At 70.9% G+C, this 11,590-nt stretch carries 11 protein-coding genes; 4 read left to right on the top strand and 7 right to left on the bottom strand.

Going from position 1 to position 11,590, the window contains the following annotated elements; genetic code table 11:
* The coding region (locus KBX21_RS18860; protein ID WP_247665969.1) for a trehalase-like domain-containing protein at window positions 1-862 on the bottom strand (862 nt) is incomplete at its 3' end.
* A 375-nt stretch (window positions 863-1,237) separates the two neighbouring features.
* On the opposite strand from KBX21_RS18860, the gene KBX21_RS18855 reads away from it, so the two are divergent.
* The 4 genes from KBX21_RS18855 to KBX21_RS18840 all read left to right on the top strand — a co-directional run bounded on the left by KBX21_RS18855 (window position 1,238) and on the right by KBX21_RS18840 (window position 5,591).
* Complete coding sequence (locus tag KBX21_RS18855; protein ID WP_049579680.1) at window positions 1,238-2,923, top strand: ABC-F family ATP-binding cassette domain-containing protein; 1,686 nt, start codon at window positions 1,238-1,240, stop codon at window positions 2,921-2,923.
* Window positions 2,924-2,998: 75 nt separating this feature from the next.
* Window positions 2,999-3,160, top strand: coding sequence for a hypothetical protein (locus KBX21_RS18850; protein WP_210842706.1), 162 nt, complete (start codon window positions 2,999-3,001; stop codon window positions 3,158-3,160).
* Window positions 3,144-3,809, top strand: a complete 666-nt coding sequence (locus KBX21_RS18845) for a hypothetical protein (RefSeq protein ID WP_210842705.1) — start codon at window positions 3,144-3,146, stop codon at window positions 3,807-3,809. Before KBX21_RS18850 ends, KBX21_RS18845 begins: the two co-directional genes overlap by 17 nt.
* 330 nt (window positions 3,810-4,139) lie before the next feature.
* Window positions 4,140-5,591 (top strand): nucleobase:cation symporter-2 family protein, encoded by a 1,452-nt coding sequence (locus KBX21_RS18840; protein ID WP_247665968.1) that lies wholly within the window; start codon window positions 4,140-4,142, stop codon window positions 5,589-5,591.
* Window positions 5,592-5,851: 260 nt separating this feature from the next.
* On the opposite strand, the gene KBX21_RS18835 is transcribed toward KBX21_RS18840, so the two are convergent.
* From KBX21_RS18835 to KBX21_RS18810, 6 genes are all read right to left on the bottom strand, one after another.
* Entirely contained in the window at window positions 5,852-7,096 is a 1,245-nt protein-coding gene (locus tag KBX21_RS18835; RefSeq protein ID WP_210842704.1) for a cytochrome P450, read from the bottom strand.
* 76 nt (window positions 7,097-7,172) lie between these two features.
* Complete coding sequence (locus tag KBX21_RS18830; protein WP_210842703.1) at window positions 7,173-8,390, bottom strand: cytochrome P450; 1,218 nt, start codon at window positions 8,388-8,390, stop codon at window positions 7,173-7,175.
* Window positions 8,387-9,001, bottom strand: coding sequence for an ATP/GTP-binding protein (locus KBX21_RS18825; RefSeq protein WP_049579796.1), 615 nt, complete (start codon window positions 8,999-9,001; stop codon window positions 8,387-8,389). The genes KBX21_RS18830 and KBX21_RS18825 overlap by 4 nt, the downstream gene beginning before the upstream one ends.
* Complete coding sequence (locus KBX21_RS18820; protein WP_049579794.1) at window positions 8,982-9,338, bottom strand: DUF742 domain-containing protein; 357 nt, start codon at window positions 9,336-9,338, stop codon at window positions 8,982-8,984. Before KBX21_RS18820 ends, KBX21_RS18825 begins: the two co-directional genes overlap by 20 nt.
* Window positions 9,335-9,739 (bottom strand): roadblock/LC7 domain-containing protein, encoded by a 405-nt coding sequence (locus tag KBX21_RS18815; protein ID WP_049579792.1) that lies wholly within the window; start codon window positions 9,737-9,739, stop codon window positions 9,335-9,337. Before KBX21_RS18815 ends, KBX21_RS18820 begins: the two co-directional genes overlap by 4 nt.
* Window positions 9,739-11,091, bottom strand: coding sequence for an ATP-binding protein (locus KBX21_RS18810; protein WP_199776694.1), 1,353 nt, complete (start codon window positions 11,089-11,091; stop codon window positions 9,739-9,741). Before KBX21_RS18810 ends, KBX21_RS18815 begins: the two co-directional genes overlap by 1 nt.
* Window positions 11,092-11,590 lie beyond the last annotated feature (499 nt).

Genomic DNA, 11,590 nt, shown 5'->3' with positions numbered 1-11,590 from the left:
GCAGGGAGTCCACGACGCGGTGGACCCAGTCCAGGAAGGCTTCGGCTTCGGTGGTGGAGCCCAGGGTGACCAGGGCCTGGACGGTGAGTGCGCCGTCGCGGAGCCAGCAGTAGCGGTAGTCCCAGTTACGGACGCCGCCGATCTCCTCGGGCAGGGAGGTGGTCGCGGCGGCCATGACACCCCCGGTGGGGGTGCACAGACCCCGCAGAGTCAGCGCCGAACGGGCCACCAGATCCCGCTGGGTGAGGGGCAGCTCCACCCCGGACAGCCAACCGGTCCAGGCGCCCTCGCCGTCCTCGCGGCGTCGGGTCTCGGGCACGGGGTGCGCGGTCAGGGAGTCGGTGCCGCAGCGCAGCTCCAGCACCACCGGTTCACTCTGGACCGGTTCGAGGGTGGCCCGGGCGGTGTCCCCTCCGTCCTCGGACTCGATGTGCCACCGCACGCCCGGCGAACGCAGGACCAGGGGGAAGTCCGCCCCGTGGACGCGTAGTCCGTCGTCCTCGGCGACGATCCGGACCGGGGCGCGGCCGAAGTCGGGACGCGGGGCGAACTCGACGGTCACGGGCGTCGAACCCTCGACGACGCGGACCAGGTCCGTACGTCCGGGCTCGGTGTCGTGGGCGAGGTAGTCGGTGACCTCCAGGCGGGACCAGCGGGTGCGCACGGTCATCGTGCCCGGCAGGTAGCGCTGGCCCAGCGGCATCCGCCCGTGGGCGGGCGAGATCGCGAAGACCCCGGCCTGACGGCCACCCAGGACCTCGGCGAACAGGGCGTTGGAGTCCGGCTCGGGGTGGCAGAACCAGAGCAGGCGCGCGTCCGGGCCCAGCAGCGCCACGGAGGCCTGGTTGGAGAGCATCGACATGCGCTCGATCGGGACCGGGCGCTCGCGGGGTTCGGCGCAACAGGCCCGATGTGCCGGGGCCGCCCCCGTCGCCTCGTGTGTGCCCGCAGCTCCCTGTGTGAGAGTCACCCCGCCGCCTTTCTCCGCGCCTTCGGGTTCGGGGACCTCGTCGTCCCCGAACACACCGGTTCACTGACCGGCGAGAAGAACCTAGAACAGGGGTGAACGGGCACACAGCGGGTTTCACCGGACCTTAGGTGTCAGCTAAGGGACTCTTAAGGTCCGGGCCCGCTCCTTCCAGGGAAAACCGATTGCCGGGGCTTGAACTCGCGTGGAACGCTGACCTTCCGCGCCGCCGGAGCGTGCGCGCCATCATGGGCAACAGGAAGAGCGGTCGTGGGCTACGTCGACGTCAACCAGGTGACACACACCCTCCCCGACGGGAGGGTGCTGCTGGACGGGGTGTCGTTCCGGGTCGGCGAGGGTTCCAAGACCGCGCTCGTGGGCGCCAACGGCGCGGGGAAGAGCACCCTGCTGCGTCTGGTGCGCGGTGAGTTCACGCCCCAGTCGGGCGCGGTCACCGTCGACGGCGAACTGGGGGTGATGCCGCAGTTCGTGGGACACGTGCGCGACGCCACCACCGTGCACGAACTCCTGGTGTCGGTCGCCCCCGCACCGGTGCGCCGGGCCCACGCGGACCTGGAGGCGGCCGAGGGGGCCATGATGCTCTCCGAGGACGAGGCCACGCAGATGCGCTACGCGGAGGCGATCACCCGGTATGGCGACGCCGGAGGCTACGAGGCCGAGGTGGTGTGGGACCAGTGCTGCGTGGCCGCCCTGGGCGTGGCCTACGAACGCTGCCGGTGGCGGGAGGTGCGCACGCTCTCCGGCGGTGAACAGAAACGGCTGGTCGTCGAGGCGCTGCTGCGCGGACCGGCGCCGGTCCTGTTGTTGGACGAGCCGGACAACTACCTCGACGTGCCCGGGAAGCGCTGGCTGGAGGAGGCGCTGCGCGCCACCCCCAAGTCGGTCCTGTTCGTCTCGCATGACCGCGAGCTGCTCAGCCGGGTCCCCGACCGGATCGTCACGGTGGAGCTGGGCGCGGCGGGCAACGACACGTGGGTGCACGGCGGGGCCTTCGACACCTACCACGAGGCCCGGCGCGAGCGGTTCGCCCGCCTGGACGAGCTGCGCAAACGCTGGGACGAGGAGCACGCCAAACTCAGGGCGCTGGTGTCCATGTACAAGCAGAAGGCCTCCTACAACTCGGACATGGCCACGCGGTACCAGTCGGCGCGGACCCGGTTGAGCCGGTTCGAGGAGGCGGGGCCGCCCCAGCAGCAGCCCCGGGACCAGAACCTGCGGATGCGACTGCGCGGCGGGCGCACCGGCAAGCGCGCCCTGGTGTGCGAGAAGCTGGAGTTGACCGGGCTGATGCGCCCCTTCGACCTGGAGGTCTGGTACGACGAGCGGGTCGCGGTGCTGGGCTCCAACGGTTCGGGCAAGTCGCACTTCCTGCGGTTGCTCGCCGGTGGTGGCGACGACCCCGAGTCCTCGCTGGTCCCGGAGGAGGAGCGGGCCGGGATCGCACCGGTTCCGCACACCGGGCGGGCCCGGTTGGGCGCCCGGGTGCTGCCGGGTTGGTTCGCGCAGACCCACGAGCACCCGGAGTTCCTGGGGCGCACGCTGCTGGACATCCTGCACAGCGGTCAGGGCCACCGCCGGGGCCTGCCCCGGGACGAGGCGGGCCGGGCCCTGGACCGCTACGAGTTGGCCCTCAGCGCCGAGCAGCCGTTCGACACCCTCTCCGGAGGCCAGCAGGCCCGGTTCCAGGTGCTGTTGCTGGAGCTGTCGGGCACCACGATGCTGCTGCTCGACGAACCCACGGACAACCTCGACGTGGTCTCGGCGGAGGCGTTGGAGGCGGCCCTGGACGCCTACCAGGGGACGGTTCTGGCGGTCACGCACGACCGCTGGTTCGCGCGGGGCTTCGACCGTTTCGTGGTGTTCGGCGCCGATGGTCGGGTGTACGAGGCGGACGAGCCGGTGTGGGACGAGACCCGGGTCCGTAGAGCCAGGTAGAAGGCGGGCTGCACCTCGGCGGCAGGCGCGACATATTCTGGTACAAAACAACAGAAAATGAGAAGAAGGCACCCCATGCCGTATCCCCCAGGCCGCTGGAGCCCCCTGCCGCTGCTGTTCTCCCTCGTCGCGCTCGTGGTCGCGGCCTCCGCCGCACCGGCCCACGCCCACCCCAGCGAGGAGTCACCGGGGTTCTACGCCGACATGCGAGTACGAACGGATGCCGTCGGACCGTGACCCGGGTGGTCGCGCACTCTCCCTCGTGGTCGTGCTGCTCGCCGCGCTCCCGCTGGTGGGCCTCGCCGTGTGGGGTCTGCGTCGGCGCGCGCACCGACCGGTCCGGGTCGTCCCGCTCTCCGAGGCGGTGGTCGACTCGGTGGACTCCGCCGCCCACGAGGAACTGCGCCTGGATCTGACTCGGGTCCTGCCCTCCTACGGCCGCAGGGTGGCCAGGTTCAAGGGCTCACGCGAACGCGCGTCGGACGCCCTGGCCGCCTACGAAGCGGCGGCGCGTGTGCTGGACACCGCCGGGGACGTGTCCGACCTGGTCGGGGTGCGCGTGCTCCTGGACCACTGTGAGGCGGCGCTGAACGGCCGCCCCGCTCCCAGGCACTGCTTCTTCGACCCCCGGCACCGGGGTGAGACGGCCCGGACCAGCCTGCGGGTACCGGCCAGTCCTCGTGCGACGTCGGTCCAGGCCTGCGCCGACTGCCGACGCGACCTGCGTGCCCACGTGCCTCCGAGGGCCGTCCTGGACTCCTCCCATGGCCAGCCGACGCCCTACTACGCGGTGCCCGCCCAGCACAGCGTGTGGGCGGCGACCGGGTACGGCACCCTCGCTCCCGACCTGGTCCAGCGGGTCCTGGGCGGTGGTGCCCGGGGGTGAGTCCGGGGCACCCGTCGCGCGGGGCTGCGACGGGTACCGGAGGGCGTTCTTCGTCACGTCGGGGCCCGGTCGTGGGTGTGTCCACGGCCGGGCCCCGAGGCGTGTCCTGGGACCCCACCGCTCTCGGGAAGCCCGTGGGGAAGGGAGGTACGGGGCTCGGCGCGGGCTCGGGATGACAGCCCCACCATCGGCCCACACCACACACGGTGACGAGGTCGACTCCGTGCGCTTTTGTGTGTTTCTCCAGCCATACCCCCCGAATTTGCATGTCAATTCAGATCATCCGATGATTTGGAACGCGACCGATCCACACCGGAAGGCCCCACCACGATGAAGTTCCCCAAGGGCGGCTCGGACACCGTGTCCGACGACCGGGCCCCCGACGCCGCAGCGCGGCCCGAGGACGAGCGTCCGCCGCTGCGGTTCCTGGTCACCTACGGCGTCCAGCACATCCTCGCGCTGTACGCCGGAGTCGTGACTCCGCCGCTCATCATGGCCGCCGCAGTGGGGTTGGACCCGTTGGAGACGGGTCTGATCATCAGCGCGGCCCTGCTGGTCGCCGGTCTGATGACTCTCGTCCAGACCCTGGGGGTGTGGCGCTTCGGTATGCGCATGCCGCTGGTGATCGGCGCGTCGTTCATCCCGATCACCGCGATGACCGCCATCGGTGAGTCCAGCGGCCTGCCCGCTGTCTTCGGCGCCTCGATCGTCGCCGGTCTGTTCGGCATCCTCATCGCACCGGTGATGGCCAGCCTGATCCGCTTCTTCCCCCCGGTGGTCACCGGCAGCGTGATCACCGTCGTCGGCCTCTCCCTGATCCCCGTCGCGATCGGCTGGATCACCGACAACAGCGAGACCGGCGCCCCCTCCGACACGAACCTGCTGCTGGGCGGGTCGACCCTGCTCATCATCCTGGTGCTGTCCAGGGTGCTGCGCGGGGTGTGGGGCCGCGCCTCCATCCTCCTGGGCATGGTGTTGGGCACACTGCTGGCCGCCGCCATCGGGGCGGTCGACTTCGGCTCGGTCGGCACGGGCCCGGTCTTCTCGCTGCCCACGCCCTTCTACTTCGGCCCGCCGGAGTTCCAGATCGCCGCGATCATCACCATGTGCGTCATGATGATCGTGATCCTGTCCGAGGGCATGGCCGACATCCTCGCGGTGAGCGCGGTCGTGGGCAGCAAGGTGGACGGCCGCCGACTGGCCGACGGCCTGCGCGCCGACGCCGCGACGGCGGTCGTCGGGCCGCTGTTCAACTCCTTCCCGGGCAGCACGTTCAGCCAGAACATCGGCCTGATCGCGCTGAACAAGGTGCGGAGTCGCTACGTGGTGGCCGCTGGCGCCGTCCTGCTGCTCGTCATGGGCCTCTTCCCGATCCTGGGCCGGGTCGTCGCGATGATCCCCTCCCCCGTCCTGGGCGGCGCCGGGCTGGTGCTGTTCGGTTCGGTGGCGGCCGCCGGGATCCAGACGCTCGGCAGGGTGGACTACGAGGACAACCAGAACATGGTGATCGTGGCCGTCTCGCTCGGCTTCGGCGTCCTGTCGATCGTCTCGCCCGACTTCTTCGCGACCTTCCCGGACTGGGCCACGATGATCCTGCACTCGGGCATCGTCACCGCGACCGCCTCCGCGCTGGTCCTCAACGTGGTCTTCAACGTCCTGGGGTCCGGGCGGAGGGGTTCGCGGTCTCCAGGCGGCGAGGCGCCCGCTGAGTCCTCCGGGCTCCCGGACGGCTCGGAGGACGGGCCCCGCGAGGGCACGGACAGCGCCCCCGCGAAGGCCTGACCCCACTCACTCCCCAGCGGGCCCACGGGCACGCGACCGGGGCCGCCGACACCGTCGGCGGCCCCGGTCCCCGTTTCACGGGCGTGGTACTTCAGGGCTTGCGGGCGACCCCGCAATTGTCCGCTTTAATGCACTTCTGGGCATGTCCTTGGATCCCCGCTGCCGACCATGACCCGGCGCGGGGCGGCCCCGCCCGCCGACCGGGGCCGCTCCGTCGCTGGCGGAACGGCCCCGGGGACCTCGAACGCTCCTTGCCCGACCTACGGACGCAGCAGGACCGGCAGTTCCTTCAAGCTGTTGACGACGATGGAGGGGTGGTTCTCCAGTTCCCCGTCCGCGACGGCGAGCCTGAGGTCGGGGAAGCGCTCGAACAGCAGGGGCAGGGCGATCTGTCCCTCCATCCGGGCCAGGTGGGAGCCCGGGCACACGTGCGGCCCGTACCCGAAGGAGATGTGGCGCCCCTTCTCCCTGGTCAGGTCGAAGGAGTCCGGGTGCGGCTCCTCGCCGTGCTCGTCGCGGTCGCGACTGATCGCGCCGTAGGAGGTCATCAGGGCCTCACCCTTGCGGATGGTCTGCCCACCCAGCTCCACGTCCTCCGTGGCGAACCGGAAGATCATGTTGGAGGTGGGCGGGTCGAAGCGCAGGGTCTCCTCCACCACCGTGTCCCAGCCGACCCTGCCCTCCTTGACCAGGTCGAACTGCTCGGGGTGGGCCAGCAGCGCGCGCACGGCGTTGCACAGCAGGTTGACGGTGGTCTCGTGCCCGGCCGCCACGACCACCTGGAGGGTTCCGCGCACCTCCAGGTCGGTGAGGGCGTCACCGTTCTCACCGGTGTTGAGGAGTTCGGTGGTCAGGTCCTCGCCCGGGTTGGCGCGCTTGTCCGCGATCATGCCCTCGTAGTAGCGCTCCAGGGTCGCGTAGGTCTCCAGGAACTCCTCGGGTCCGGTGACCGCGCTGAAGAACTTCACGTACATGTCGCGCAGGTAGCCGTGTTCGGCCGCGTCCACGCCGTAGAGCTCACCGATCACGCTCATGGGGAGCTTGAAGGCGAACTCGTTCTTGAGATCCAGTGGCTCGTGGGCCCCGGCTTCCAGACCGTCCAGCAGCTCGACGGTCAGGTCGTGGATCCTCGGGCGCAGGCGCTCCACGCTGCGGGCCGAGAAGGCCTTGGCGGTGAGCAGGCGCAGGCGCTTGTGCTCCGCGCCGTCGGTACCCAGGAGGTTGGTGGGGGTGGGCGGGATGGTGCTCATCAGCGGCCACGCCTCGGGGACGCGGCCCTTCTGGAAGTCCTCCCAGTGGGCGATGTCCTTCACCAGCCGGGGGTCGGTCAGCGCCGCGCGGGCGGCCTCGTGCCGGGTGACGGCCCAGGCGGTCACCCCGTCGGGCAGCTCCACGCGGGTGACCGGTCCGGCGGCGTGGAGGTACTCGCGCTCGGCTCGCAGGTTCTTGACGTAGGGGTCCAGCGTGACGATTCCGCCGGATCCATGCTCAACGGGGCAGGACAACGGTGCACTCCTCGGGTCGGTACGGGGGGGAAGGTGGGGGTACGCGGGGATCGGGGGCACGCGGGGGCCGTTGCGGTCAGAGGCCCCCGTACGGTTCGGTCGGGGTGAAGGTCACGGGCAGGGAGGCGACCCCCCGCACCCACGGGGAGGGGCGCCAGCGCAGGTCCTCGGCGGGAACGGCGAGTTCGATGTCGGGGAGCCGGTCGACCAGCACCTCGACGCCGGTGACGGCGATGATCTCGGCGATCTCCCGGGCCGGGTAGGGGCACTGGTGGGGTCCGTGCGAGAACGACAGGTGGGCCTGGCTGCCCCGGTCACCGATCCGGCCCGCCGTGGAGCGCACGAGCGGGTCCCGGTTGGCGCCGGAGATCCCGAGGAGCACGAGGTCGCCCTGCCGGATGAGCTGGCCTCCCAGCTCGACGTCGTGCGCGGCGAAGCGCCCGGCGTGGATCTGGGTGGGGGTGTCCTCCCACAGGACCTCGTTGAGGGCCTCCTGCACGCTGTTGCGGGCGCCGGCGATGGACGCGCCGAAACGGTCGTCGGTGAACATCAGCCGCAGTGCGTTGCCCAGCCACTCGGCGGTCGGCTGGTTGCCGCCGCCCAGCAGGACGATGAGCTCCGGGACCGCCTCCTCGTCGCTGTACCCGGCGGGGTGGTCGAGCAGCCGGGAGACCACGTCCGGGCCGGGCCTGGCACGACGGTCCGCGACCAGCTCGCTCATGGCGGCCATCAGCGTCTGCTGGGCGACCATGGCGTCGGGGCCGCCGTCGATCATGGTGTTCATGTTGTCGGCGAGGTGGTCGCCGCGCACGTCGTCCAGCCCGTACATCCAGCTGAGCACGAGCGCGGGCAGCCGTGCCGTGTACGAGGTGCGCAGGTCCGTGCCCTCGGTGGCGCAGAAGGCGTCGATGAGCCGGTCGGCCATGCGCGCGGTGGTGGTGCGCAGCTCGTGCAGGTCGGTGCCGGACAGGGCGTCGGTGAGCGCACCGGTGCGGCGGCGGTGCTCGGTCCCCTCGGTGTAGAGCACCGACGGCAGCTGGATCACCATGGGCAGCATCGGCCAGTCGGCGGGGACCAGGTGCCACGCGTTCCAGCGGCTGGAACTGCGCGCGAACACGGTGGTGTCGTTCATCACCTGGTGCAGTTCCCGGTAGCCGACGACCAGCCACGCGGGGATGTCGCCCTCCATCCGCACGGGCACGACCGGCCCGTGTTCGGCCCGCATCCTCTCGTAGAGACCGCCCGGGTCGGACTGGAACTCGGGTCCGTACATCCGGACGGGGCAGCCGGTCATCGGGGACCTTCCGTGATCAGGGAACGCACGTGTTCCACCAGGGCGATGAGCACCTTCTTGGCCGAGCCTCGCTCTCGGGCGTCACAGCGCAGCAGGGGGATGCCCGGGTCCAGGTCCAGGGCGGTGCGGACGTCCTCGAGGGAGTGCTCGGACTCGCCGAAGTCGTTGTGCGCCACGACGAAGGGCGTGCCCTGGTCCTCCAGGCGGTCGATGGCGTAGAAGCAGTCCTCCAGACGCCGTGTGTCGACCAGGACGACCGCGCCCAGCGCACCGGTGAACAGCCGGTCCCACAGGAACCAGAAGCGTTCCTGTCCGGGAGCGCCGAACAGGTAGAGGACCGAGGTGGCGTCGAGGGTGATCCGGCCGAAGTCGAAGGCCACGGTGGTGGTGCGCTTGCCCTCGACCCCCTCCAGGTCGTCGATGCCCGCCCCGGCCCGGGTCATGGTCTCCTCAGTGGTCAGCGGGCGGATCTCGCTGACGGAGCTGACCATGGTGGTCTTGCCGACCCCGAAACCGCCGACCACGGCGATCTTCAGGGCCTGTTCGGTGCTGTCCGCCAGCGGGGTCACCTGCTGGTCGGTGTGAGCGGGTTCAGAGGTTGTGGAGTGCAACGAGCACCTTCTCCAACACGTCCGGGGAGGCCAGGGGGTGCGCCGGTGAGGGCGCCGGTGCCGGGTGGCGGGCGCTCACCCGGCCGGTGTCGAGGAGGTCGGTGAGCAGGATGCGGGTGACCGCCACGGGCAGGCGCAGGTGCGCGGCGACCTCCACCACCGCCATGGGGCTCACGCACAGGCGCAGGATGGCGGCGTGCTCGGACTGCATGCCGGGGACGGGGGCGCTCTCCGTGACGATGAGGGTGACGGCGTCCAGGGACTCGTCGCCGCCGCGGCTGCGGCCCGAGGTGATGATGTAGAGCCGGTCGGGGCTCTCCCGTCGGTACGGACTCACTCCGCTTCGGCCCCGGCTCGGGACGGCGTGGTCAGGTGCTCACCCATCTGCTCGACCAGTTCGTTCATGTTGTGGCCGACCAGCCCAGGTTCGGCCTCCCCGTTGGTGATGACCGCCAGGTGGGTGCCGTGCCCCGCCTCGACGATGAAGAGGAGACCTCCGTAGAACTCGGCCATCGCCTGTCGGACCCCGCCCCGGCCGTCGCCGAACTCCACCGAGGCGCTGTGCGCAAGGCTCTGCACCCCCGCGGCGATCGCGGCCAGGTGGTCTGCGCTGTCGTTGCCCAGTCCGGCGGTGTGGCACAGCTTGAGGCCGTCCCGGGAGAGCACCAGCGCGTGGCGGGTGCCGGGGGTGCGTTCCAGCAGGCCTTCGAGCAGCCAGGTCAGCGTCTTGAGGTCCATCATGTTTCCTTCGGTGAGTCGGTCGTCTCCTGGCCGCGCACGGCGGAGCGGAACGCGCCGAACCCCGTGGAGGGGGTGCGGGGACCGGCCTCCTTGGGAGCGGGCCGGTTGCGTTCCGCCGCCGCGAGGGACTGCCCCCGGCGACGCAAGGGCAGCCCGCTGTCCGCCCTGGGAGCGGGGGCCGTGTCTGCGGGAGGGGCCGCCGTCTCGCGGGAGGAGGGCTCGGGAACGGTGATCGGCTGTGCGGGGACGCTGGCGGTCAGCGGTTTGACGATGCGCTGCGGCAGGAGCAGGACCACGGCTGTGCCGCCCCTGGAGGAGGAGCGGAAGGAGACCTCGAGACCGTAGCGCTGGGCGATGCGGCCGACGACCGACAGTCCCAGGCGGGTCCCGGAGATGGTGGTGATGTCGAGGCCGTCGCGGACCGCCGCGCGGGCCCGGCGCAGCGCCTCCTCCCCCATGACGAGGCCTCCGTCCTCGACCATGACGGCGATCCCGGCCTGCACCTCCTCCACGTGGACGTGGACCTCGGCGGTGGGCGGGGAGAACTTGGCCGCGTTGTCGAGGATCTCGGCGAGGGCGTGGATGACGCCCTCGGCGGCGAACCCGGCGACCGCCAGGTTGGTGACGCTGTGGGTGCGTACTCGCTGGTAGGCGCCGATCCGGCCCATGGCGCCGCGCAGGACGCTCTCCATGGGGATGGCGCGACCCCAGCGACGCCCCGACCGCGCACCGGTGAGGATCGCGATGCTGTCGGCGACCCGGCCGGTCTGCGCGGTGGTGTGGTCCAGCTGCATGAGGTCACCGAGGACGTCGGCCCCGGCGTCGCCGTCACCGTGGCGTTCCTGCATGCGGCGCAGGTCGGCGAGCATGGTGGTGGACAGTGCCTGGACCCGTCCCGCGGCGGTCGCGCAGGCGGCCATGGCGGCGGAGCGGCGGCGCTCGGAGGCGGAGACCTCGCTGGCCACGCTCCGCAGGACGGCGGAGATCGCGGGGTCGGCGACGTCGGGCATCCGGTGCAGGACGGTGTCGGCGGAGTCGCCGGACCGCAGCTGCTCGACCATGCGGGGCAGCAGTTCCGTGGAGAGGGCGGCGGTCTCGGTGCGGGCCGTGTCCACTCGGGCCCGGAGCTCGGCGACCTGACGGTCCCTGCGCGCCAGGAGGAGAGCCAGGACGAGGATCAGCGCGAGCGCGACCCCTCCGGCGGCCAGGACCGGGATCCACCCGTCGGGTCGGGTGGCCCAGAGCGCCCACCCCCAGGCTGGCAGGGCCGGCACCAGGACGAGCAGCCAGCGCGGGGCGGTCGACCTCGCTGGCGGCACTCCGTCGGGACGGGGGGTTTGGTCAGTCATGGCGCTCCATGTCCGGACACGTCCTCACTATTTGCACACGCCGAAGAGCACGCCGAACGGGCATCCTCAGCCCACGTGCACTGTTGTGTTACATAGGCAGCCTTAAGGCCTTCAACCTGCCCTTTGTTCACACAGCGAGCAAAGATACCACTTGACCCAACCGGCTCCCATGTCAGAACAATGACGAATACCGGAGTTAGCCGACAAAGTTAGTGATACCGACTGAAGACCCGCACAACTCCGCACCGAGCCGGGAAGCGTCCATCCGGGGAATCGACACGGAACACCGGACGAAACCCAAGAACCTTTCCTGAACTGCACGAACGCGCGAATACGAAGCCGTCCGAAAATCCACCGTCGCCACCCCCGCGACCGCGAACAGCGGCGATCCGGGTACCGCGCGGCGGCACGACGGACTGGCGGCGTGGGACCGGGGATCGGGTGGGCCGGAGCGGGGTCGGCGACTTCGAGGGCCGGACATCCGGAGTGGTGCAGGTCA

Origin of the sequence: Nocardiopsis sp. B62 (assembly GCF_018070675.1) — a bacterium.
GTDB classification, from domain to species: Bacteria; Actinomycetota; Actinomycetes; order Streptosporangiales; family Streptosporangiaceae; genus Nocardiopsis; species Nocardiopsis prasina.
Note: the sequence above shows the minus strand (reverse complement) of the source record. Positions and strands in the feature narration are given on the sequence as shown.